Genomic DNA, 25,447 nt, shown 5'->3' on the forward strand with positions numbered 1-25,447 from the left:
TGCTTTCATAATCGCTTTCTCCTTTGTTCTCCCTTCAAATAGAAAAGAGTATCCATCACACTTAGAATTCGCCATCCATGGGGTCTACTTTCATCTGAAGGTAAATTTGAGTTCCGTCTTTTTGGTAAAATTCATAGCAAGGCTCGTAGACATGGGCATAGCCCGTCCCGAGATCTGCCTTGACTGTGAAAATTCCCTCGCTGTATGAATACTGGTCACCATCTGTGGTGACGCCCTCAAAGGTCACATTGTCGGGCAAGAAGCTCATGTCATCTGTAAGGGGGATATAGGTTTCGCCGGTGACGTCATAGAAGGTATTGTCTGCTCCATAGGCTTTTGCGAGAAAATACCCGCCGTCAATCAATTCAATATCCGAAGAGCCGTCTTCACACATAAAGGGTTCATACATCAGATTGCCCTGGGAATCGAAGCAGGCATAGAATTTGCTTCCGTTGTCTTTTGCCTCCAGAATTACCCCGGCGTGGCCATTCAGGAAAGCGCCCATGCTGTCAAAATAATATCGTTCGGTGTATTCTTTCAGATCGACAATGCAATTTCCGTTGACATCAAAGTACCCGGACCGATAATCATCATAGTTATCATACGGGTAGACACTTATAAATCCAATCAAACCTTCTGCATAAACGGTATTTCCCCAACTAGGTCCGCCAGCGTGTATGTCCTCACCAAATGTCCGTGAAACATTCCCGGACATATCCATCTTTTTGCAGTCCTCGGAACCTTCAACAATATATCCGTCATAGAACTTAGCGCCGTCAAGCAAGCCGGGAAATTCTGAAAGCTTGACAATACTTCGGTCCGACAAACTGCACAGCCGTATATCATCCGTCTCTGCGCTTCCCGAGGAACCGGTATTCAGCAGGTACATCCCTTCACCCAGATCATAGTCATATGCGAATCGGTCTGCTACGTCCGTCCAGGCTTCCGGCTCCGAACCATATGGATCGGTAAAAGCAATCTGATAGGTGGCGTCAACGTTAAAGCCCTGCAAATAACGCTGCACCAAAATGGTGTTCCCATAGCCTCCAAGGTAGGTCCAATCATGCTCATCGTCCTTTGTGCTGTCATAGATGATGCCTTCGGAAATACTGAGAATTGCGAATTCGTCGTAATAAACCGCAAAATGGACACCTTCTCTTGCCACCACCAGCAGGTCATCATTGAGCCAGTTGGTATATTCGTATTCCATGGCAAAGGGGAACCGGGCAACCTCGATTCCGTCCATATCAAAGACAGCAGAGGTTCCGTCATTGAAGGTGACGTAGTTGTACCCATTGTGATAGCCGGTGGCGTTCTTTATAGTTGATCTGTCAACGGTGATGAATTCTTCTTCCGACTCAGTATATTCGGATTGTTCTGATTCGGAATATTCAGCTTCCTCTGATTCTTCCATATTCTCTGTATCGATACTTATGCTGTTTTCTGGTGAACTCGTATCCGTCTTGCCGCAAGAGGCTAAAGCTAGAAGCATGCAGAAAGTAAGGGAAATTGTGATGCATTTTTTCATTTAGATTTCCTCCGTTTTTAGTATTTCCGTATTCTCATCCAACAGGGATGTCCTCATAGTTCAATATGGTTGCCTTGCTTCGTATGATCACTTCCTTTGATTGTGGGACGCTTTGTACCGCAGGCACCGCAGAAATCCTCATCCGGCGGAAGCTCTCTGCCGCAGCCAGTACAGAATACCTTTTGTGCGGCGTCTGAAACGCCAACGCTCTGATAGACCGGCTGTCCATAAGGCTGCGCGACGGGCATTTGATAGACCGGTTTCTCCTTTTTATAAGGATGTGTCAGCCACCAGCCCAGCAGGAATGTCATAGGAACTAGGAACAGGATAGACAAACAGTAGAAGTCGCTACGCATAAAATAGATATTTCCCACAAGATGCGCAAAGGCGATAAAGACACCGAGTATGCCAGGCAGGAACCACAGCCTGTGCAGCCTACGCTTGTGCTCACCGTCCTCGGCGCACGGCGTGATCGTCATGAGGGTAAGGAGCAGATAGCATAGAATTTCCAACACATAGCAGCCGCAGATGCCGATTGCCCACATCATCGGGCCAAAATGAAGCTCATACTCATACACATCAAAAAAGTCCCGGGAACTGCAGTTCATAAGAAAGCTCGTAAGCGTAAAAGCGGGCAAAAGTACTTGAATTGATAGTGCGCCCGCCAGAAGGCTGTTCCGCTTCCGCATGAACAGCAGAACCGCCAGCAGGATCATGCTGCCAATCAGCAGAACTTGGTATAGGATATGGAGAACAGAGTAGGTGCTACCAAACTCCACCACCATGCGGTAGCCGATTTTGCCGTCCATCCAAGCGCTTCCGGCCCGCAGCCACTGTAAATTGGTCAGGAGGCCAAAAGCCAGAATTGCCGTGAAAATAGAGGCAATCGGGAATTTAATCTTCTTCGTTTCGTTCATGTTTCTACCTCCAAGAAATATAATTAGACCGCCAATGGCCGCAATCGCTATCGGCAGAGCATATGCGCCGCCAAAAGCCTAGATCCTTTTCTAGCTCTCTTTGGAAAGGATGATCTTGTCCCCGGAGATCGCATACGTTCCGCCGCCTGTGATACCGGTTGCCGAATAGGTGTAATAAAAATGTGTTTCATCCATCGTATAGGTATAATCAAGCCAGCTTCCGTCCTCGGCTCTTAAAGTCATCGTACCGTCAGCGTTCAGTCTAATCAGGTGACGGCTGACATTTTCCGTATTGGGCTGCGCAACTTCAAGCGTCCACTCGCCCAGCATAGAGGTGATGTCAAATTCCGATTGGCTGGTCTGCGTTGATGAATTCTCTGGAACAGTAAGCTCCAACCGTTTCAGGATATCTTCCATATCTGTCTGGAGTGATTCCTTCATCAGGTTTTTTTGTGCTCCGTAATCAGTGACACGGTCGCATACGTAGAACTGAACTGAGCTATATTCCGTAAATTCCATATCATCCGGAAGCTGATTCATATAAAAGGCGTTGTTTTCATATTGATAAACCTCTCCAAATTCCCCATTCTCGTCGAAGCCATATAAATGAACATACACGGGATTTTGATCCAGAGAATCATATACCGGAACATACAGGTTTCCGCCATTTTGATAAATGCGGCTGCTAATGGCAGCTTCGTGGTTTTCCTCCTGCTGCCTTTCGCAGAAAAGCTGAACCGCTTCGCCGTTTTTTACTGTCCATACATCAACAAACGGAAAAATACTCTCGCGATTGTTATAGAGCATCACCAATTCCTTAGTACCATCCTGATTAAAGTCCATCAAATCAATTTTGAATACTCCACGTGCGCAGCATTCATACTCAACTTCATCAAACCAAAGAGCGCCATGCTCTGCAATGGTTCGGTCAATCACATCCGCATACAGCTCGGCGGTATTGACAGTCTCCTGATGATCTATGGAAGCGTCCTAATCGGATTCTCCAAAATAAATAAACGATTCACCTTGTTTATCCGGGCGGAAGCAGTTATACCGATGACTGGTTGCATCATCCTGCATCCAGCATGCATCATCAGCTCCGGCATAAATCAAGTTCGGAATCCCTTCAACCTCGTCAAAAATCGTTTCCTCCAGGGTCTCTGTATTGAGGAAGTGGAGGGTCATATCCTTATAATAGTAGAGTCCATTCTCGCATAAGGCAAATCGGTTATATGTGCTATCGTCATAAGATGTAAGCTTTTCGATCTCGCCGTCGTTGATGCTTAATCGGTAGATATTTTCCGAATCTGCATAATACAGATAGTCACCTTTGGGAATGAAGGGGTAATATTTCTCCCGGAAATCCAGCACGTCTTCATCGTCCCGCAATGGCACTTTCCCGATTTCCTCTGCCTCTCCGAGTACCCCTTCCTCAATATCTCTATACATTCGGTACAGGGTTTCGCCCATGCGATTATTCTCTGTATCGGGAACAAAGTAATAATAGTATCCGTCGTTATACGCGACAAAGCAGGCAGGCCCCTGGATGGAAAGCAGAGTGTCGTATTCGAACATCCCACCGGTATTCAGATTCAACTGACAGAAGGAATATCTGTCGCTGAAGATGAGATAGTCTCCAAAGAAGTAAACCTCTTCCATTAGGGGCTGAAAATCGTCTCGATACAGTGACCTAGCATATCCAATGAAGTCCTCATAGCTTACAAGGGTGCCGTTTTCCTTGCCGTCTTTGCTGAGCCAGTGAATTTCGTATTCTTCATCGCCCTGCTCTGTGGCATTTGTGAATTCCAGAAAGCAGATCTTATCGTTCCATAGAAACAGCGCTCCCAGCGGATACTTGGACCATCCATCGCCTTCAATTTTCTCTGTTTCGTATAGAATCTCCGGCTGTCCGCTCAGATCATTGCTGACCCGCTTAATACAGGGCGCCCAGGTTTCGGTCTCACTTAGAAAATATGTATACTGGTCATCGTAAACAACTGTGGAATATCCCAGATTGATAGAGCCGTCGTTGCCTTTAGAGCCGCCTTTCAGGCCGAACACAAAAATCAGCCCCGCGGCAAGAATGACCGCAAGCAGCACGCCGCCAAAAGAAAGGCCGATGATAAGCCCCTTTTTAGATTTCTTTTGAACCGGAGCCGCCGCACCATAGCCCATTTGCCCATTAAAATTAGGCTCCTGCATCAGTGGCTCCGGTTTCGGTGTTTGGATGTTTTCCGTTTCATCCGATATACCTGCCGGTTGCTGCGGCACCGGCGAAGCTTCTTGTGATATCTTTACAGGTGCACCACACACACTGCAAAATCTCGCGTCATCCGACAAAGGATTTCCGCACTTTGAACAGAACATAATCTCTACTCCTCTCGCTTGCCGGAGACAAAAGCAACCCCAGCTTATTTTCTATCCCATTTTACCTGAACCGACAAAAAAGCACCCCACACAATCAGGTAGTTTTCAGAAAATAATTTGAAATTATTCTGTGCACTACCCTTTTGTGTGGGGGCAAAGTCCCTTTCTGCAAATATAATATTGAACAAGGACAAGCGTCACGTATTGCCGATATGGCGTAAATTCTGAAATGCGGATATTTATCAGATTATGTACAGGAGGAGACAACCATATGAAGAAGAAAAGTTTATTAGGGATTTTAGCAGTACTCATGGTGTTCGCCCTGGCTCTTACGGGCTGCGGGCAGCAAGGCGAGCAGAACACGGGAGCAACCGGTTCTGAAGGTCAGAATGAGACCGTGGAGAACGGTGATGGAGTTGTAGAGTCAGATAATGACGATATAACCGATGTGGTTCGCCTGTGGGCGACACGCCAACGCAAGATGCTGATGGTAACTACGTCTATGTTATTACATTAGACGGCGTGCAAACCGAGATAAGGACCTGCGTAAATGTCTAGGATTACATCACTAACGATACGCCATACGATCGCGTGAATCTGAGTGGGATAGCCGATGATCTTGGTTGGGATGTTATTTCAGGCGGATATGGTGCATCTGTTTTTACTTATGAAGACGGTAGCCGCGCTGGAATAAGCGAACAGCATACTGGGAATGACTATGATTTGCCAAGTGGCGAGAGGAGGTCTCACACGTGGTCAGTGTCGTGTATTGACGCGTCGGGCGATGTTATCAAGTTCAGTGGGGATGTTATAGCGAGCGAAAACATATCAAACGATCCATATTTAATTGGAAAAAGCAGTGTATATGTGTCATTTGATCAGATTGTTGTATATGCGTACTTGGTAGATTACTATCGCTATAGTATTGAGCCCGCATTTGAGACCGATCTCTATTTTGTTACTGTTCCATAAAGCTAAACTTGGCTTTTAGGCCAAGATGCCACGCCATAAGAGGCGTGGCATTTTTTATACAGCGTAGTTGCGTTGACGATACTCGTTTATAAATAGTTCGAAAGGAAGGCCTGTCTTCAGAAAAATCGTTATCCCTACCCTTTTGTGTGGGGCGAATTTGGCTTATTGTGCTATAATATCCTTATCCTGTTCTAACTGTATCCATCGGCTGGAACCATCTTTTGTAAGGGGGGGATTCGATGGGCGAGCGCAAAAAATCCGTTGTCCGTCTTTTTGCGGCAGCAACGCTGTTGTTTGCAGTCTCCGCATACCGGCAGCTCAGCATGCGGTATTGGCCGGAGGATTTTCTACAGCCATATCTTGTCTGGGCGGTCTATATGCTGCTCCTCTTTGGCTGGCAGCATACCATTACAACAAAAATCATGCAGAAGTCCATGCGCAGCCACCTGACGGCGCAGAATATCGTCAGTATCCTGTATTTAACGGTTCGCTTCGTCCAGGACGCCTTCCTCTACACCGATATTCCATGGATGCGCTTTACCGGATACTTTATCAATATAGCCGCCGTTTTCATACCGCTGTTCGGTCTTTACAGTGCATTCTATCTTGGCAAAGCTGAGGATTACCGAATCAGCAAAAAGTGGTATCTGCTCCTGATACCGGCTTGTTTTCTGAGCGTAATGGCGCTGACCAACGATCTGCATCATTTTTTCTATTATATCGTGCCAAATGAGCCACAGCCGAATTTGTATTTTCACCCATACATTGGCACATATATGATTCACATATGGGCGCTTAGTATCATTGCATATCAGGTGTATGTGATTTATCAACGTAACGGCACGGCAAAGTCAGATCCGTTTTACCGAAAGCTGGCTCCCTTCTACGAGCCGATTTTACTCTTTCTGTTCAGTATTCCTTATGCTGCGACGGCCTACGTAGTGCGGTTTGAGCTTGTGGAATATTCGGCGGGACTGATTTTCATCATCGTGCTTTGCTGGCAGCTCTATATTTTGACTGGGCTGATTCCCGTAAACACGCAGTACGGCGAAGTGTTCCGGCGGTCTACGGTGGCAATGCAGACTCTTTCCCCAAGTGGGGAGACGATTGCAACATCGGAAAACGCGGCAGATATCACACCGGTTATACTGGAATCCCTAAAGCAGAATCAGCATTTTTCTGTTACGGAAGATGTTATCATGCACCTGCATCAAATCCCGGGTGGGTATATGGTCTGGCAGACCGATCTCTCGCAGATCAATCAGGCTTTACGGGAGCTTCAGAGACTGAATGCGGAACTGGAAGAAGAACAAGATCTGCTGGCGCAGGAAATCCGCGTTCAATCAGATGAGGCAAGCATTCAGGCGCGCAATGGTATTTATGACAGCTTATCCTCAGAGGTTGCCGGACAGCTCACCCTGCTGACAAAGCTTTTATCGAAGGAATCCCTTTCGTCAGACGACTGGAATCACATCTGCCTCATCGGTACTTATATCAAACGATTCTGCAATCTGCAGCTTACTTATCAGGAAACACAAACGATACCGATGGGTGATTTGGCTCTCAGCTTACAGGACATGGCCAAATGTATGAAGAATATCGGCATCCGAACAAGCCTGGATTTTTGTCCCATATCGAATTTAGAACCAGAGCTGATTCTTCTCATCATGAAAACTTTGGAAGAGATTTTAGAGGAGGCAGATTTTCGTCTGACTTCTGTGGCAATCCAAATCAGCGATACGGTTTGCTTTGAGATTACCGGTACAGATCACGAGTTTGTTTCCCGTTCTTTAGAAGGCGGATATAGCCTTCAGACAGAGAAAATTCCGGCAGGCTATCGGCTTCTACTTTTGAAAGAAGGAGAGGTGGGGCAGTCATGAAAAAGAAAACATCAGCCAAAATGATCAAAAAGGCAATCGATTCCTATCCCGGCGGTATCTGTTTCTCTGCATTGGACGGGCGGGTCATTCTTGTTAATGAGAAAATGAATCAGCTGATGCTTGAACTGACCGGACACACGATTTTGAATGCAAAGGTGGTATGGGAGGAACTCGCAAACTTTGCCAATAACGGCAAGGCGGAAAAACTGAATCAGTCCTGGTTACCGAAAGATCCGGACAATGAAAATGGAAGCACCCACCAACAGTTGTTCTTCCGCTTCTCCGACAGCTCGGTCTGGCGTTTTGAACTGAGATTTCTTGATTCCAATACCGTTCAGATCGAGGCGGCGGAAATTACAGAACTCTACCGACTCAGCGAAGAACTGTACGAGAACACCATTCGGCTACAGGATATGCAAAAGCGTCAGAAAGCCTTGCTGGACAGTATCGTTGAAGTCAATTTGAATAAAGAGATTCTCACCGCGAAAATGCATATCCATGATGAGCTGGGTCATTGTCTGCTGGCCACCACTAAGGCAATTACGGAAGACAGTCTGGCTGAGAATGCCGACACACTGCGGAAAAGCTGGAACAGTACCATTCAGGATTTTTCCAATATTTCTACCGTGTGGACGGTTCCCGATTCCTCTCTGCAGCCCGAACTGATGCAGGTGGCAGAGCTGATTGGCTGTAAGGTTGTATTCCTTGGCGAACAGCCAAAAAGTCGCAAGGCATTACAGCTTTTGTATGCCGCCGTCCGCGAGGCACTCACCAATGCGGTACGCTATGCGGACGCTACGGAACTGACGGTAAAAATCGAGCAGAACGAGAAAAGTTATCACATAGAGATATCCAATAACGGCAGCGTCACTGTCTCAAAAATCACGGAAGGCAACGGCCTTAGCGCATTAAGACAGCGGCTGGAGCAGGAAGGGGCTTCTTTGGAAGTATGCTGCAATGGCAGTGTTTCTCTGCTTGTAGATATTCCCTTTGATTTTGATAAGCCACAGAAAGGAGGACGGAAATGATACAAGTTTTAGTAGTAGAAGATTCCAGGATTACCCGGGACGCCATCGAGAGCCAGATTGCCAAATCAAAAAAATATGTCCTGTACGCCTCCATAGAAAATGCGGCAAATGCAGAAATTGCCTGTCTGCGTGGAAGTGTCGATTTGATCCTGATGGATGTCTGCACTGCCGATGAAGAATCAGGGCTGAAAGCTGCGGCAAAGATCAAACAGTACAATCCTAAAATCAAGATTGTCATTATGACTTCCATGCCGGAGCATTCCTTTATCCAAAAGGCGAAAACATGCGGTTGTAATGGCTTTTGGTACAAGGAATATGGCAGCACTGCTTTGATGGAGGTTTGCGACCGGGTGATGAACGGCGAATTTGTTTATCCCGAGGACACGCCGGTAATTCGTATTGGGTATAGCAACAGCGCTGAGTTTACCAGTCGAGAATTTGATATTATCCGGGAGCTGGTGCAAGGCAGAAAATACGAGGAGATTGCGGCAGATCTGGATATTACACTAAATACAGTCAAGTACCACATCAAGAATATCTTGCAGAAAACGGGCTATCAGAACACCTTGCAGTTGGTGGCTGAGGTCGTAGAAAAACGATTGATTTTACCAAAATATTAATTAAGAATCCACTGGACTTCCTGCAACATATGCCGTAAGCTATACTTCTAAAAAGGAAAGGCGGGGTTATTATGGTTTGCACTTATGAAGAATATTTAAAGCAACCAAAAGCGATTACATTTGGAAAAATGCAAATATTTCATGCGGAAATGCTTGCCGAGATTGGCGCAGACACGGAAGCACTAGAGCTATATGACGAGTTAATGAAGGTTGCAACTCGCTATGCTGCAATCCGGGCAAATTGGCTACTGCTTAGCCGTGAGGAGAAAAGCGAGCAGGACTCTGGCAGGACTTCCTGCCACAACTCCGTGATAACGCATTTCAATATGCTGGTGCGTTATTTAAAACAACAAGGCAAAGCCGCCGCATGGCGTGACGAACTTGGCTATGAAGAGGATAATCCATATAACCGCAAAGCCATCGGAGACTTCGCCTGCTATTTAGCTTTCGTGAATGGAATAAATGCAAGATAATTTTAGACCGCCGAGTTTAGCTCGACGGTCTTTTACTCGCGTGAAACTTCTCGGCTCAATTCTGTTGCGGATTGATTTTTAGGAGAGCCGATCTAAAAGTATAAAAGCATCGAACTTATGCTTTTAATGCTTTCCTATATAAGTTATCTTGTTTCTACAATTAATCAGGAGACTCGATATGCTCGAGAAAATAGTTTGGTGGATTGAGGCTACGTGGGGACGCTATAAGTTATATAGAAAACTAAAAAAGATAACATAAAAATAGGCTCGCAGCAAAGCGAGCTTATTTTTATGTCTATTTTATTCCATACGCATTAGTGGCTCGTTTTTCTCGCGACGATTCTGGTCCTCTACTGCGTCCTATTGACCGCTTATGGCATATTCTATAATCTAAAACTCAGCATTTTTTATATTTAATTTTGGTTGTCATAGATTGCTTCTATTACAGGAAATACAAAGCATTTGGAGATTATCATATTCCGTTTTTCCTCCTTTTGACCAGGGCAGAATATGATCACCATCCATATCGGTATACGCGAAGTGATTGCCACATTTAGCGCATACGCCTTCTTGTTCGTTGTACTTACGTAATTTATCTTTTTCGTTAAAAGTTCGGATATTGAGATGCTTTTCCTCCCCGGTTAACAAATATGCATAGATGCCTTTGTTATTTGTAACATCGTCATCCATTTCAAGCTCTGCAACTCTTGCTTCAAGTTCATCGGAGTTATAATGCTCATCTTTATGGCGATTGTAATAAATCCCCCACGGAAGCCCTTTCATATATTTGCGATAGTTAGGAAATACAGTTTTGACCCAGTTAATAACATTTTGGAAATACATCCATAAATCATTGGCTGAGGTATCATGCTGATGTTTCGCCATATAATCTTCGAGAGCTATACCTTCAGCGTCAGATATCCAGGTAAGAACTGTATGTAAATAATCCTGTCGGATTGGACTCCCGTTTAAATAGTCACTGGCAAGATTGTAGGCAACGCAATTTGTCTTGCTAAAATACTTTTTCGCTTCAGTGGTCCATGTACCGGAATACACAGCATACGGAAAATCTGGAATCGGTTAAAGATACGGCCTTATCAAACTGTTGGTTTTCAGAAGACGAGATTTACATGCTATAGAATTATTGCCTGCAGGATATAATCACCCTGTAGGCATCCATTACCCGTTTGGCTAAGTCAGATTAGTATCGACATTGTTAGTGAATAGATAGTAAATCATCCAATGCCTTGACATTATTGCCGAGCTTAATGAGTTCAGAATGATTTTCATCAATCGAGATCTAACAAGAAACTTTCTTACAATTCATATTATTGGGAGATTCAAGATAGCGATAGCAACATTCGGGTTACTGATGCGGACTCACAGTTTACAGTAGATGACGCCCTCAATAGTAGTGATTTAGCTTCGAAGGTAAAAAGTCTGCTGATCTCTATTTTCAAGTACTTAAAGATGACGCTAGTCCAGTGCTTCACTACAAAGCTTCATTTTGGCAAGATAAGACACTGAATATTAAGCTATAGCATTGCCGCTCGCCGACCAGTACAAAAATTGGTGCAAATTCTCATTTTCTCACGGCTTTCGCTCTAGGCGTAACCGCAAAGCAAAGCCGTGAGAAATGCATATTCTGCTATCAGAGTGACGTCCTAACACAGAGGTTTGCCTACAGCTTCCTCCAGATTCCACCTCACGATGGGCACCCTTGCTGTTCAGCTATGTGCTTCGTCGTTGCCTACGCGCACTCGGGACTTTCACCCGTTAGAGCCCGCCCATGGCGGGCGAACTAAAAAAGGAGCCCTGAGATTTCTCTCAAAGCTCCTCGATTGGATAGGATTGACATATTATTCTTCGCTGTCGTCATTGTCCTCAGAAACGTCATCGCTTACGTCCATATTCTCATCTGTCTCAGCAAGGAAAGCATCCTCTTCTCCCTCTGTCGGGGCATCTGCAAGGATATCCTCCATATCTTCTTCGTCGTCAATGATCTCGTCAGACACGTCCTCCATGGCTTCACTTTCCGCAGCCTCAGCTTCAAGGGCCGCTTTCTGAGCGGCTTTCTGAGCCCGCTCCGCCTTTTCAGCGGCTTTCTGCTCTTCCATAGCTCTCTGGACAGCAGCCTCCTCCTCGCGCTTTTTAGCCATCTCGGCCTCAAAAGCCTCATCTGTATCCAGCTTTACGCTGCGGTAGCGCTTCATACCTGTACCCGCAGGGATCAGCTTACCGATGAGAACATTTTCCTTCAGACCGATCAGCGGGTCAACCTTTCCTTTGATAGCGGCCTCTGTGAGAACCTTCGTCGTCTCCTGGAAGGAAGCCGCGGACAGGAAGGAATTTGTGGCAAGGGAGGCTTTTGTAATACCAAGCATTACCTGTGTGCCTTCCGCCGGTTTCTTTCCTGCATCCACAAGGTTTTCATTGATCTCCTCAAAATCAAGGACATCTACAAGTGTGCCCGGAAGATAATCCGTGTCTCCGCTGTGTTCAATACGGATCTTTTTGAGCATCTGGCGAACAATCACCTCAACATGCTTATCGTTGATCTCAACACCCTGGAGACGGTATACACGCTGAACCTCCCGGATCATATAATCCTGAACAGCGCGCACGCCTTTGATCTTTAACAGATCATGAGGATTAATGCTACCTTCTGTCAGCTCATCACCGGCCTCCAGTTTCTGGCCGTCGATGGCTTTGATACGGGAACCGTAAGGAATGAGGTATGCCTTGGATTCACCAGTCTCATCGTTAGTGACAATAACTTCACGTTTTTTCTTTGTATCCTTGATGGTAGCCACGCCGGCAAACTCAGCGATAATAGCAAGACCCTTAGGCTTACGGGCCTCGAAAAGCTCCTCGACACGGGGAAGACCCTGTGTGATATCGTCACCGGCAACACCGCCGCTGTGGAATGTACGCATGGTCAACTGTGTACCCGGCTCACCGATAGACTGGGCAGCGATAATACCTACAGCCTCGCCCACCTGAACAGCCTGGCCAGTAGCCATGTTAGCGCCGTAGCACTTAGCACACACACCAATATGCGACTTACAGGACAGTACAGTACGGATCTTCACCCGCTCAATACCGGCAGCCACAACTTTAGCCGCCCGCTTAGGAGTGATCATGTGGTTAGCCTTAACGATCACCTCACCGCTTTCAGGATCAACAATATCCTCTGCGGCATAGCGTCCAGTCATACGATCTTCAAGGCTCTCGATCATTTCACGGCCATCTGTAAATGCCTCGATCCACATTCCCGGAATCTCCTTACCTTCCTCGCAGCAGTCGGTCTCACGGACAATAAGATCCTGAGAAACGTCTACAAGACGGCGGGTCAGATAACCGGAGTCAGCGGTACGAAGAGCCGTATCGGAGAGACCTTTACGCGCGCCGTGGGCGGAAATGAAGTATTCCAGTACATCAAGACCTTCACGGAAGTTGGACTTGATCGGCAACTCGATGGTACGTCCGGATGTATCGGCCATAAGACCACGCATACCGGCCAACTGTTTGATCTGCTGGTTAGAACCACGGGCGCCGGAGTCCGCCATCATGAAGATGTTGTTATATTTATCAAGACCCGTCAACAGAGCGTTTGTAATCTTATCATCGGCAGTCTTCCAGGCTTCGATAACCGCTTTATAACGCTCTTCTTCGGTCACAAGACCACGGCGAAAGTTCTTTGTAATAGCGTCGATGGTCTTTTCAGCCTCAGCCAAGTATTCTTTTTTCTCCTTAGGCACGGTCATATCTGAAATAGATACAGTCATAGCACCGATGGTAGAATACTTGTAGCCGATAGACTTAATATCGTCCAAAACTTCGGCAGTCTTTGTGGCGCCGTGGTTATTGATCAGCTTGTCAATGATCTTCTTTAACTGCTTCTTTCCTACGAGGAAATCAATTTCCGGAAGGAAGTAATTGTCTGGGTTTGTACGGTCTACAAAGCCCAGATCCTGAGGGATGATCTCATTAAAGAGAAGACGTCCCAGTGTGGTTTCGATATTTCTCACCACATGCTCTCCGTTGATCTCGCCTTCACGGCGCACTTTAATCTTGGAGTGGAGAGTGATCACTTTATTTTCATAGGCCAGAATGGCTTCGTTCATGCTCTTGAATGCCTTACCCTCGCCAATGTCTCCCGGTTTGTCCAGGGTCAGGTAGTAAATACCAAGGACCATATCCTGGGAAGGAACGGCCACAGGACCGCCGTCGGAAGGCTTTAACAGGTTGTTGGGTGACAGCAGGAGGAAACGGCACTCCGCCTGGGCTTCCACAAACAGCGGTACGTGAACGGCCATCTGGTCGCCGTCAAAGTCGGCGTTGAAAGCGGTACACACCAGGGGATGGAGCTTGATCGCTTTTCCTTCCACAAGGATAGGCTCGAAAGCCTGGATACCGAGACGGTGGAGCGTCGGGGCACGGTTAAGCATTACCGGATGCTCTTTGATCACGTCTTCCAGAACATCCCACACTTCCGGCTGAAGGCGTTCAACCATCTTCTTGGCGGATTTAATGTTGTGCGCCAGTCCTTTAGCCACAAGCTGGCGCATAACAAACGGCTTAAACAGCTCGATGGCCATCTCTTTGGGCAGACCGCACTGATAAATTTTCAGCTCAGGGCCTACAACGATAACAGAACGTCCGGAGTAGTCCACACGTTTACCAAGAAGGTTCTGGCGGAAACGTCCCTGTTTACCTTTAAGCATATCGGACAGGGATTTTAAGGCACGGTTTCCGGGGCCTGTCACAGGCCGGCCCCGGCGTCCGTTATCAATAAGGGCATCCACAGCCTCCTGGAGCATACGCTTTTCGTTGCGGACAATAATGTCCGGAGCGCCAAGCTCAAGCAGTCTTTTCAGACGGTTATTACGGTTGATAATACGGCGGTAGAGATCATTTAAGTCGGATGTAGCGAAACGTCCGCCATCCAACTGTACCATAGGACGGATATCCGGCGGGATCACCGGGATCACGTCAAGGATCATCCATTCTGGACGATTGCCGGAGCTTCTGAAGGCCTCCACAACTTCCAGACGTTTAATGATTCGGGCACGTTTCTGGCCGGAAGCGTCCTTTAACTCTTTTTTAAGAGTCTCAGCATCTTTATCCAGGTCAATGCGCTTTAAAAGCTCCTGAATGGATTCTGCGCCCATGCCGGCACGGAAAGTATTGCCGTATTTATCGTAGGCTTCCCGGTATTCTTTTTCGGAAAGTACCTGTTTTTCAGTGAGATCTGTATTTCCCTTATCCAGCACAACATAGGAGGCAAAATACAGAACCTTTTCCAGATTCCTTGGAGACATATCCAGGATCAGACCCAGACGGCTTGGGATTCCTTTGAAATACCAGATGTGGGATACCGGAGCTGCCAGTTCAATATGTCCCATACGCTCACGGCGCACGCTGGATTTTGTAACTTCCACGCCGCAGCGGTCGCAGACTACGCCTTTATAACGGATTTTCTTATATTTGCCGCAGTGGCACTCCCAGTCTTTGCTGGGCCCGAAGATCCGCTCACAGAACAGACCGTCTTTTTCCGGCTTTAATGTCCTGTAATTAATGGTTTCCGGCTTTTTCACTTCGCCGTGTGACCACTGTCTAATCTTTTCAGGTGAAGCCAGGCCAATCTTGATGGCATCAAATGTCATCGGCTGGTAGGTTTCATTGGTTTTTGTTTCAGGCATATATGGCACTCCCTTCTTTAGTCATCTAAATCGGAATCACTGCTGCTGTCGAAAAAGTCATCAAAATCATCGTCAGACTCCTCAACATCAATCAGTTCATTATTGTCATCAAGCTCCTGCTCCTTATAACCATAATCGCCCATAGATTCATTATCATACTCGAAATTATGGCTGCCGTTCATCATATTAGTAATATCCTCATCGCTGTAGTCGATGTTCTCGCCAATCTCAACCTCTGTCTGGTCATCACGAAGAACGCGCACATCCAAAGCCAGTGCCTGAAGCTCTTTGAGAAGTACCTTAAAGGATTCAGGGATACCGGGCTCGCTGACATTTTCGCCTTTGATAATCGCTTCATAGGTCTTCACACGTCCGGTCACGTCATCGGACTTGAAGGTAAGGATTTCCTGAAGGGTATAGGATGCGCCGTAGGCTTCCAGCGCCCAAACCTCCATCTCACCGAAACGCTGTCCGCCGAACTGCGCCTTACCGCCCAGAGGCTGCTGGGTTACAAGGGAGTACGGGCCGGTGGAACGGGCATGGATCTTATCATCAACCAGATGGTGAAGTTTCAGGTAATGCATGTAACCTACCGTAACCGGGCTGTCGAATTCCTCGCCGGTGCGGCCGTCGCGGAGACGGATCTTACCGGTACGGCTGATAGGAACGCCCCTCCATTCCTCTCTGTGAGCTTTATTTTTATCCAGATAATCATAAACCTCAGGGTCAAGATTATCTTTCCATTTCTCTGTAAATTCTTCCCAGGAAGTGTTCACGTAATCGTTAGCCATTTCCAGGGTATCCATAATATCTTCCTCGTGGGCGCCGTCAAAGACCGGAGTCTCAATCTTAAATCCGAGAGCTTTTGCCGCAAGCCCCAGATGGACTTCCAACACCTGTCCGATATTCATACGTGAAGGCACGCCCAGGGGGTTAAGAACAATATCCAGCGGACGTCCGTTGGGCAGGAAAGGCATATCTTCCACAGGAAGTACACGGGAAACAACACCCTTATTACCGTGGCGGCCGGCCATCTTATCACCTACGGAAATCTTACGTTTCTGGGCGATATAGACGCGAACACATTCATTAACGCCTGGAGACAGCTCATCGCCGTTTTCCCTTGTAAATACCTTGGCGTCCAGGATAATACCGTACTCGCCGTGAGGCACTTTCAGTGATGTATCGCGGACTTCACGGGCCTTCTCGCCGAAAATCGCCCGGAGCAGGCGCTCCTCAGCGGTCAGCTCAGTCTCGCCCTTAGGTGTAACTTTACCTACAAGGATATCCCCGGCGCGCACCTCGGCACCCACACGGATAATTCCCCGCTCATCCAGGTTCTTCAGTGCTTCATCACCGACGCCCGGAACATCTCTTGTGATCTCTTCCGGCCCCAGCTTTGTATCTCTGGCTTCCGCCTCATACTCGGCAATGTGGATCGATGTGTAAACGTCTTCCTGAACAAGACGCTCGCTGAGCAGTACGGCGTCCTCGTAGTTATAGCCTTCCCATGTCATAAAACCGATCAGCGGGTTCTTTCCAAGGGCCAGCTCTCCATTGTATGTGGACGGGCCGTCGGCCAGAACATCACCGGCATTGACACGGTCATTTTTATAGACAATTGGGCGCTGATTATAGCAGGCCCCCTGGTTGCTTCCAATAAATTTCAGCAATTTATAGCGGTCCTTGTCACCGTCATCTGTCTTGACAACGATCTCGCTGGCGGAAGATTTCTCAACCACACCGGAACGCTTGGCAATGACACACACGCCGGAGTCCACAGCGGCCTTGCCCTCCATACCTGTACCTACGATAGATGAATCGGTAAGCATGAGAGGCACTGCCTGACGCTGCATGTTGGAACCCATGAGGGCTCGGTTGGCGTCGTCATTTTCCAGGAAGGGGATCATGGATGTAGCCACAGAAAATACCATCTTCGGGGATACGTCCATCAGGTCGATCCTGGAGCGGGCAAACTGGGATGTCTCCTCGCGGAAACGTCCGGATACGTTATGTTCCACAAAGTGGCCCTCCTCATCCAGAGGCGCGTTAGCCTGAGCCACAATGTAATTATCTTCCTCATCGGCTGTCAGATAAACAACCTCATCTGTTACCTTTGGGTTCATCGGGTCAGATTTGTCCACCTTGCGGTAAGGCGCCTCAATGAAACCATACTCGTTAATGCGGGCATAGGTAGCCAGAGAGTTGATCAGACCGATATTGGGACCTTCAGGCGTCTCGATCGGACACATACGTCCGTAATGAGTATAGTGAACGTCGCGGACCTCGAATCCGGCACGGTCACGGGAGAGACCTCCGGGACCCAGGGCTGAGAGACGACGCTTGTGAGTCAGCTCGGACAGAGGGTTATTCTGATCCATGAACTGAGAAAGCTGGGAGCTTCCGAAGAACTCCTTCACCGCCGCAGTTACCGGTTTGATGTTAATGAGAGACTGTGGTGAGATACCTTCCAGATCCTGGGTAGTCATACGTTCACGCACCACACGTTCCATTCTGGAAAGACCGATGCGGTACTGGTTCTGGAGAAGCTCTCCGACAGCGCGGATACGGCGGTTGCCCAGGTGGTCGATATCGTCAGATGTTCCAACACCATATTCCAGATGCATATTGTAGTTGATGGAAGCAAAAATATCTTCCTTTGTAATATGCATAGGCACAAGCTCATGGACATTTTTCCGGATCGCTCTCTTAATATCTTCTATATCATCAAACTCGTCAAGAATGGATTTAAGCACAGGGTAGTAAACCAGTTCTGTCACGCCAAGTTCTCTCGGATCTACATCCACATAAGCGGAAAGATCTACAGCCATGTTGGACAGCACTTTTACCTTACGGCCTTCCTCATTTGTAATAAATACTGCGGGGATAGCAGCGTTCTGGATGGCTACCGCCAGTTCTTCCGTAATGGTAGTTCCTGCTTCCGCCAGAATCTCCCCTGTGGAAGTGTCAACTACATCCTCAGCCAAAGTAAAATTTTTGATCCGGTATTTGAATGCCAGCTTCTTATTAAATTTATAGCGGCCCACCTTGGCCAGATCATATCTTCTCGGATCAAAGAACATAGCGTTGATCAGACTCTCCGCGCTCTCCACAGACAGAGGTTCGCCCGGACGGATCTTTTTATACAGTTCCAGGAGACCATCGTGATAATTGTCAGAAGTATCCTTGGTCATGCTGGCAAGAATCTTTGGCTCTTCGCCAAACAGATCAATGATCTCCTGGTTAGTGCCAACGCCCAGAGAACGGATCAGCACAGTAATAGGTACCTTACGGGTACGATCCACACGAACATAGAAAACATCATTAGAATCTGTCTCATATTCCAGCCATGCGCCTCTGTTAGGGATAACTGTACATGTAAACAGCTTCTTACCGATCTTGTCGTGGCCAATACCATAATAAATACCCGGAGAACGCACCAACTGGCTGACAATAACACGCTCAGCACCGTTGATCACGAAGGTACCTGTCTCTGTCATAATCGGCAGATCGCCCATAAAGATCTCATGCTCATTGATCTCATCAGTTTCCTTGTTAATAAGACGGACTTTAACCTTCAGCGGAGCCGCGTAGGTCGCGTCGCGTTCCTTACACTCTTCAATACTATACTTAACATCATCTTCACATAATGTGAAGTCTGTAAACTCAAGGCTCAGATGCCCGCTGTAATCAGCGATTGGAGATATATCATCAAAAACTTCCTTCAGACCCTTTTCCAGAAACCAATTGTAGGAATTTTTCTGGACCTCGATCAGGTTGGGCATCTCAAGGACTTCTTTTCGATGAGAATAGCTCATTCGGATGCCTTTACCGGCTTTTACTGGTTTAATTCGTTTGCTATTCATTAGACGTTTTCACCCCTTAAATCGTTGTGTACGAGTTCCTTTTGTGCAGTTTGACAGTGGGCTTTCCGGCCAAATGGCCTAGCACCCCACACTAATTGCAGTATAATATCTTACCACGAAAAGGATAAAATTGTCAAGTTTTTTTTACAGCAACTTGATCCCCGGCAAGCTGGTGGGGCACAGAAATAAAGCCGTACTCTGACAGTCCGGTCAAAGTACGGCTTTCATATGACTTAGTCTTCAAGTTCGGGGATCATCTTTGAGCAGGCGATGGCCAGGGCTCCCGGCCCGATATGACAGGAAATACTCAAAGACAATGGCGCGATATAAATATCATGGTCAGGGAAGGACTTTAATATCTCCTCGCGAAAGTCCTCCGCCAACTCCTGATTCTGAGTGTGGGCAATCTCAAGGTAGACCTTTTCTCCTTTTTCAGACATACCGATGCGCTTTTTCAGATCATCCTTCATAGCGTCGATCATAATCGACCGTGCCTGCTTTACAGTGCGGGCCTTGGCAAAAGCGTCCAGCTTCATGCCCTGGATCTGCAGCACCGGCTTTAAACGCAAAAGTGTGCCCAGCGCCGCGGCTGCTGGCGTCACACGCCCGCCTTTTTTCAGATATTTTAAAGTATCTACCATAATATAAATACTGGATTCCTGGCGCTCCCGTTCCAAAATATCACAGATCTGACGTGCATTATAGCCCCGCTTCGCCAGTTCCAGGGCATCAAGAACGCTCTGACGCTGGGTTACGGAAATGCGGTGATTATTGACAACACAGACGCGGCCGTCATAATCTTCCGACAGCATCCGTGCCGTATCGCAGGAGCCAGAAAGGCCGCTGGACATAGGGATATGAACAATCTCATCATAATCCTTTAAAAGTTCATCCCATGTATTGAGAACATTTTCCGGAGTTGGCTGGGATGTTCCTATATCCACGCCGTCCCCCAGCATATCATAAAACTGCTGCTGTGTCAGATCAATATCTTCATAATAAGTCTTATCCCCAATGTTAAAGGGCATCGGGATAACATAAACCCCAAGTTCTTTCCCCTGACTCTGTGTGATGCCGCTGTTGCTGTCCGTCATCACTGCTATCTTTCCCATATTTATCCTCCTTATCAAGATGTAAAAATTTAAACCTTCTTTTGTATCTTCACTTTATCCTCTGCCACATTTCCATCATGTATGCCTTTTACCAGCGGCCAAATTCTGACAGCTCAAGGCCCTTATTTTTATCAAGGACTGTATTGACCGCCCACTCATGGACAAACAGGAGAAGCGGATTTCCTTTAAGATCCTTAATGCGCTTCATGTCCGATGTTCCAACAATGCGGGCTACGTCCACCTCGTCTTTATTAGCAATCCACCGGATATACTCATGAGGCATCATATCCATGCGGATCTCAACGCCATATTCTGAGTGGAGACGGTGTTTCAGCACATCAAACTGCAAAACACCCACGACACCGACAATAATTTCCTCCATACCGGTGTTATACTCCTGAAAAATCTGTATAGCGCCTTCCTGGGCAATCTGGGAAATACCTTTAATAAACTGCTTGCGCTTCATCGTATCCACCTGACGAACTCTGGCAAAATGTTCCGGCGCAAATGTGGGAATACCCTCAAACCGGAACTTTTTCCCCGGCACACACAGCGTATCTCCGATAGAAAAAATACCCGGATCAAAAACTCCGATAATATCTCCAGCATAAGCCTCGGACACAACCTTACGCTCCGACGCCATTAACTGCTGGGGCTGCAAAAGTTTTTGTTTCTTATTGCCCTGGACGTGGTATACCTCCATACCGGCATCAAAGCGCCCGGAGCAAATGCGCATAAATGCAATGCGGTCCCGGTGAGCCTTATTCATGTTGGCCTGGATCTTAAATACAAAGGCGGAAAAATCCGGATCAAAAGAATCAATAAGCCCTTCATCAGACATTCTCGGCAGCGGCGGCGAAGTCATTTCAAGGAAATAATTTAAAAACAGCTCGATACCGAAATTTGTCAGCGCCGACCCGAAAAATACCGGAGACAGCTTTCCCTCTGTGACTTCCTTAATATCAAATTCATTGCTAGCCCCGTCTAACAGCTCCACATCCTCAATAAGCTTCTCGTAAAGCGTATCACCGATAACGCTGACCACATCAGGGGAATCCACCGTAAGATCCGTGTCATCCACTTCTTTCTGGCCGTTGGCAAACGCTGTGAATGCGTGGATATGCCGTGTCCGCCGGTCATAAACGCCGCGGAAATCCTTGCCGTTTCCAATAGGCCAATTAATGGGACAGGTTTTTATGCCCAGGACAGATTCGATCTCATCCATAAGATCAAAAGGATCTCTCGCTTCCCGGTCCATCTTATTAATAAAGGTGAAAATAGGGATATTTCTCAGAAGGCAGACTTTAAACAGCTTAATCGTCTGCGCCTCCACACCCTTTGACGCGTCGATGACCATAACCGCAGAGTCTGCCGCCATAAGCGTCCGGTAGGTATCTTCCGAGAAATCCTGATGGCCCGGCGTATCCAGGATATTAATACAGTACCCGTCATAATTAAACTGCATTACCGATGAAGTTACAGAAATACCACGCTCTTTTTCAATCTCCATCCAGTCAGAAACCGCGTGTTTTGCCGTCTTTTTTCCCTTCACCGATCCGGCAAGATTAATGGCGCCGCCGTAAAGGAGAAACTTTTCCGTCAGGGTGGTCTTTCCCGCGTCAGGGTGGGAAATGATCGCAAATGTCCTTCGACGCTCAATCTCTTTTTTCAAATCCGCCACAAAATGACCTCCTCATATCTCTTGAAAGTTTTCCGTTCTCTTATACGAACCCGTTATCTATAGTATTTCACATTTTGGGCATACTATCTCTTAAACTAAGTTATTATATCTGTTTCGCACATCACTTGTCAAGTCATTGAAAAAGTTCCTCTTCGGCTGCGGGGCTAAACTGCGCCTTCAAAATACCGGAACGTATATCAGGTGGGGATTGACCCCCGCCGCAGGCACTAATTTATTGCTTGCCGCCTAGAGAAGAAGAAGTCTCTTGGCACCTGATATATGGCTATATTGTTATATGCATATTAGTTATTGTCTTTTTAGTTATTTCACAATTTTATTTTGACCTGCTACACTGAATAAAAAGATGAGGGATGGAGAGCTATGGAGAAATATATTGGGGAAAACATAAAAAGGGCGCGGATCAAAGCGGGATTTACTCAGGAAAAACTTGCTGAGAGGATTGACGTCTCTTTAAGCGTGATCAGCCGTCTGGAAACGGGTCGCACTATGGTCAGTGTTTCTAAGCTACTGCGCATTGCCAGAGTATTAAATGTATCCGCCGCATCTCTCCTTGAACAGAATCCGCAGACTCACCTATATCCGGTCTCAGGGGAAAGCGTGGAGGACGGCCAGCAGCCCAGCTCCTATTTTTCCACCCGCGACGCCCACCTCTATCCCATAGACGATGAACTTTATGTATTAATCCAGCAGCTCCCGGATAAAGCCAAACAATACTTTAAAGAATCCCTCCGTTGCTATCTGGAAATCTTCTGAAACAAAACAGACATGGAAATAACAGACAGAAAAGAATAAAAAAACAAAGACAGAAAAACAGACATATAAGGCCGCAGTCCTAAGTAATCTGCGGCCTTTTCAATTTTTTCATCGCTTATCGCCCAAGTAAAACAATGCCACTGTCCCAGGCCCGGAATGGGCTCCGATCGTTGGATTGACCATATCAATGTAAAACTTTTCAATACCAAAGCGTTCCTTCACTAAATCCGCCACATACCTGGCATCCTCCAGGCAATCCCCGTGGCTGATAAATACAATGTCATTTTCATCCCGGTAACTGCCTATAGTCTCCGCCATCTTGTCCACAAGGGCATTTAACGACTTCTTACGCCCACGGACTTTTCCTACAGCCACAAGCCGCCCCTCATCATCTACGTGAAGCACCGGCTTCACCTGAACCAATGTCCCCAGCACTGCGGCTGTTCTGGATACCCGTCCGCCCCGAAACAGATGGAAAAGGCTATCCACTGTAAACTGATGGCATATGTGGCCTTTATGCTCTTCTACCCAGGCGGCAGTCTCTTCGATAGAAGCGCCCTTCTCTCTCATACCGTTAGCCTTATGGATCAAAAGCCCCTGGCCTAAAGACGCGCACAGAGAATCTATGACAAAAATCTTTGCCTGGGGGAACGCCTCCTCAAGCTGCTGCCCCACCATGGCCGCCACATTATAACTTCCACTGAGCGCTGACGAAAAGGCAATATGTAAAATATCATATCCGTCTTCCAGGACCGAGCGAAATGTTTTTTCCACAACTTCCGGATTTACCGCCATAGTCGTAGGCATCTTCCCCGCCCGCATCATATTGTAAAAATCTTCCGGCGGCAGCACATCGTCTCCCCCGTAAATCCTTCCGTCCATATTATAATACAGAGGAATCAGACGGATCTGATGTTCCCTCCCATAAGCCTCTGTCAAATCACTGTTGCCATCGGTAGTAATCAAAAATTTTCTCATACAAGCGCCTCCAATATAGTTTCAAAAACCAGATATCACTGTTTTTATTATAACATCCTTGTCAGCCCTTGTACAGGTTCTTTTTCTTGCCGGCGGCAACAATAAGCATCATCGGTCTGCGCATTTCGTTCTTCATTCCGGGAATATCCATCATATCTTCCGGAGGCTCAGGTTCTTTCACATGTTCCAAGCAAAACCCAAGTTTCAGAAGGGTTTCAAGATAGGTTGTCAATGTCCTGTGATACTTTGTCACATGTTCCCCAAGAAATATTGCGTCCCGATCCCCCTCATAATAGTAATTATCTACAGGAAAATGCATGATCTCTCCCTCGTCATTATAATACCAATCCTGACTTCCCATGGCTGTAAACACCGGATGCTCCACAGAAAAAACAAACTTTCCCCCAGTTGCCAGCCAACGGTAAATCTTTCCGGCCAGAGCGCCGAAATCTTTTACATAGTGGAAGGCCAGAGAACTAAAAATCACATCGAAGCTCTCATCTGGAAACTCCAGATCCTCCATGGCTGCCTGCCGGTACTGGATCACTCCGGCGCTGTTTTTTTCCCTGGCAATCTCCAGCATTTTCCCGGAAATATCTGTTCCTAAAACATAGCTAGCTCCTTCTGCGGCAGCGTAAGCGCAATGCCACCCATAGCCGCATCCAAGATCCAACACTTTTTGGCCGGAGAAATCCGGAAGTACTTCTTTAAGTGTGCGCCATTCCCCCGCTCCTGATAATCCCTGGACTGAGCGGCTCATCTGACCGTACTTTGCAAAAAAGACCGGATCGTCATATTTATTTTCTTTCATCGGAAAACATCTCCTTCCCGGCAGCGTTACCGCCACCGTCATACATACCTGAAAATTAAAAACGGACACACCAAAAAGCCACTGCCTTTACCGGCGCAGACTTTCTGGTATGTCCGCTCAGTTTTATCTTATGTGTGTGCAGTATAGTCTGTTGCGGCAATAACGGCAATTCAGCCCGCGCCATCGGCTCTGCCGCGCATACGCGCTGCCCCTCAGCTTACGCCGCTCAAACCCATTATTTTTCCAACGTCCTGCGAAAAATGGCCCTAAAGATAAGACGAATCAGCGGGCCGCAGTAGCACATCTGCCAGAAAAACGCCATAGGAAAATTCATGACTGTTGTCTTAAACCATACAGCTACAAACTCACTTCCAGCATCCTTAAACAGAATAGTTGCGATCAGACTCATTACCGGACACATGATACAGACGATCATAATAGATATGGCCAGCGTAATAAAAATCGGCCGGTCCGTCTGTGGGTCCACCACACGGAAAGCAAGTCTATGGGCCACCTTATCCACAATAAAGAACTCCAGAATAAAGGCTGCAGGCCACATAATCGCCAATTCATGAAAAGCGAGGATAAATACCTCGTTGGTCATATCTCCCCTGTTCAGGGCGATATTGTAGCAGATCATCACGTAAACCATGAGAAATGCCATCATCAGGGTGAAAATCACATTTTGAAATTTTGTCTTTGGCATCATTAAAAACTCCTTTTCTGTATAACTTC

18 protein-coding genes and 1 pseudogene are annotated in these 25,447 nt (G+C 47.0%); 6 read left to right on the top strand and 13 right to left on the bottom strand.

What is annotated here, in order from left to right:
* Nucleotides 1-61 precede the first annotated feature (61 nt).
* The 5 genes and pseudogenes from HNP82_RS02535 to HNP82_RS18740 all read right to left on the bottom strand — a co-directional run.
* The gene (locus HNP82_RS02535) at nucleotides 62-1,528 is read right to left on the bottom strand and encodes a hypothetical protein (RefSeq protein WP_183771113.1); all 1,467 of its coding nucleotides are present in this window, start codon (nucleotides 1,526-1,528) and stop codon (nucleotides 62-64) included.
* Between the two features lie 53 nt (nucleotides 1,529-1,581).
* Nucleotides 1,582-2,445, bottom strand: coding sequence for a zinc ribbon domain-containing protein (locus HNP82_RS02540; protein WP_183771116.1), 864 nt, complete (start codon nucleotides 2,443-2,445; stop codon nucleotides 1,582-1,584).
* Nucleotides 2,446-2,535: 90 nt separating this feature from the next.
* A complete protein-coding gene (locus HNP82_RS02545) occupies nucleotides 2,536-3,381 on the bottom strand; it encodes a hypothetical protein (protein ID WP_183771118.1) in 846 nt (281 codons plus the stop codon).
* Nucleotides 3,382-3,435: 54 nt separating this feature from the next.
* Nucleotides 3,436-4,647: a hypothetical protein gene (locus tag HNP82_RS02550; protein ID WP_243164605.1), complete on the bottom strand. Its 1,212-nt coding sequence runs from the start codon at nucleotides 4,645-4,647 to the stop codon at nucleotides 3,436-3,438.
* Nucleotides 4,648-4,746: 99 nt separating this feature from the next.
* Nucleotides 4,747-4,812, bottom strand: a pseudogene (locus HNP82_RS18740) (zinc-ribbon domain-containing protein); the annotation flags it as partial.
* A 271-nt stretch (nucleotides 4,813-5,083) separates the two neighbouring features.
* Between HNP82_RS18740 and HNP82_RS02555 the strand changes: the two are divergent.
* The 5 genes from HNP82_RS02555 (at nucleotide 5,084) to HNP82_RS02575 (ending at nucleotide 9,785) form a co-directional block, all read left to right on the top strand.
* Nucleotides 5,084-5,329: a hypothetical protein gene (locus tag HNP82_RS02555; RefSeq protein ID WP_183771122.1), complete on the top strand. Its 246-nt coding sequence runs from the start codon at nucleotides 5,084-5,086 to the stop codon at nucleotides 5,327-5,329.
* A 694-nt stretch (nucleotides 5,330-6,023) separates the two neighbouring features.
* Nucleotides 6,024-7,664 carry a hypothetical protein gene (locus HNP82_RS02560; protein ID WP_183771124.1) on the top strand — a complete coding sequence of 547 codons (1,641 nt, stop codon included), beginning with the start codon at nucleotides 6,024-6,026 and terminating at the stop codon, nucleotides 7,662-7,664.
* Nucleotides 7,661-8,692 (top strand): sensor histidine kinase, encoded by a 1,032-nt coding sequence (locus tag HNP82_RS02565; RefSeq protein WP_183771127.1) that lies wholly within the window; start codon nucleotides 7,661-7,663, stop codon nucleotides 8,690-8,692. Before HNP82_RS02560 ends, HNP82_RS02565 begins: the two co-directional genes overlap by 4 nt.
* Nucleotides 8,689-9,312 carry a response regulator transcription factor gene (locus HNP82_RS02570; RefSeq protein ID WP_183771129.1) on the top strand — a complete coding sequence of 208 codons (624 nt, stop codon included), beginning with the start codon at nucleotides 8,689-8,691 and terminating at the stop codon, nucleotides 9,310-9,312. The genes HNP82_RS02565 and HNP82_RS02570 overlap by 4 nt, the downstream gene beginning before the upstream one ends.
* A gap of 71 nt (nucleotides 9,313-9,383) precedes the next feature.
* A complete protein-coding gene (locus tag HNP82_RS02575; protein WP_183771131.1) occupies nucleotides 9,384-9,785 on the top strand; it encodes a hypothetical protein in 402 nt (133 codons plus the stop codon).
* A gap of 426 nt (nucleotides 9,786-10,211) precedes the next feature.
* Here HNP82_RS02575 and HNP82_RS02580 read toward each other — a convergent pair whose 3' ends face one another.
* The 5 genes from HNP82_RS02580 to HNP82_RS02600 all read right to left on the bottom strand — a co-directional run bounded on the left by HNP82_RS02580 (nucleotide 10,212) and on the right by HNP82_RS02600 (nucleotide 22,149).
* Nucleotides 10,212-10,670, bottom strand: coding sequence for an HNH endonuclease (locus HNP82_RS02580; RefSeq protein ID WP_207720526.1), 459 nt, complete (start codon nucleotides 10,668-10,670; stop codon nucleotides 10,212-10,214).
* A gap of 974 nt (nucleotides 10,671-11,644) precedes the next feature.
* On the bottom strand, nucleotides 11,645-15,490 hold the full coding sequence (gene rpoC, locus HNP82_RS02585; RefSeq protein ID WP_183771133.1) for a DNA-directed RNA polymerase subunit beta': 3,846 nt from the start codon (nucleotides 15,488-15,490) through the stop codon (nucleotides 11,645-11,647).
* A 17-nt stretch (nucleotides 15,491-15,507) separates the two neighbouring features.
* Complete coding sequence (rpoB, locus tag HNP82_RS02590) at nucleotides 15,508-19,356, bottom strand: DNA-directed RNA polymerase subunit beta (protein ID WP_183771135.1); 3,849 nt, start codon at nucleotides 19,354-19,356, stop codon at nucleotides 15,508-15,510.
* A gap of 233 nt (nucleotides 19,357-19,589) precedes the next feature.
* Nucleotides 19,590-20,468 (bottom strand): DegV family protein, encoded by an 879-nt coding sequence (locus tag HNP82_RS02595; protein ID WP_183771137.1) that lies wholly within the window; start codon nucleotides 20,466-20,468, stop codon nucleotides 19,590-19,592.
* An 88-nt stretch (nucleotides 20,469-20,556) separates the two neighbouring features.
* A complete protein-coding gene (locus HNP82_RS02600) occupies nucleotides 20,557-22,149 on the bottom strand; it encodes a peptide chain release factor 3 (protein ID WP_183771139.1) in 1,593 nt (530 codons plus the stop codon).
* A gap of 381 nt (nucleotides 22,150-22,530) precedes the next feature.
* Between HNP82_RS02600 and HNP82_RS02605 the strand changes: the two genes are divergently transcribed.
* Nucleotides 22,531-22,923: a helix-turn-helix domain-containing protein gene (locus tag HNP82_RS02605; RefSeq protein WP_183771141.1), complete on the top strand. Its 393-nt coding sequence runs from the start codon at nucleotides 22,531-22,533 to the stop codon at nucleotides 22,921-22,923.
* 108 nt (nucleotides 22,924-23,031) lie between these two features.
* Here the strand turns inward: HNP82_RS02605 and HNP82_RS02610 are convergent, their stop codons facing one another.
* The 3 genes from HNP82_RS02610 to HNP82_RS02620 all read right to left on the bottom strand — a co-directional run bounded on the left by HNP82_RS02610 (nucleotide 23,032) and on the right by HNP82_RS02620 (nucleotide 25,418).
* Complete coding sequence (locus HNP82_RS02610) at nucleotides 23,032-23,901, bottom strand: DegV family protein (RefSeq protein WP_183771143.1); 870 nt, start codon at nucleotides 23,899-23,901, stop codon at nucleotides 23,032-23,034.
* Between the two features lie 61 nt (nucleotides 23,902-23,962).
* Complete coding sequence (locus HNP82_RS02615; protein ID WP_183771145.1) at nucleotides 23,963-24,712, bottom strand: class I SAM-dependent methyltransferase; 750 nt, start codon at nucleotides 24,710-24,712, stop codon at nucleotides 23,963-23,965.
* Between the two features lie 235 nt (nucleotides 24,713-24,947).
* On the bottom strand, nucleotides 24,948-25,418 hold the full coding sequence (locus HNP82_RS02620; RefSeq protein WP_183771277.1) for a DUF2798 domain-containing protein: 471 nt from the start codon (nucleotides 25,416-25,418) through the stop codon (nucleotides 24,948-24,950).
* Between the last annotated feature and the right edge of the window lie 29 nt (nucleotides 25,419-25,447).

The organism is Catenibacillus scindens, from assembly GCF_014202115.1.
GTDB lineage: Bacteria > Bacillota > Clostridia > Lachnospirales > Lachnospiraceae > Catenibacillus > Catenibacillus scindens.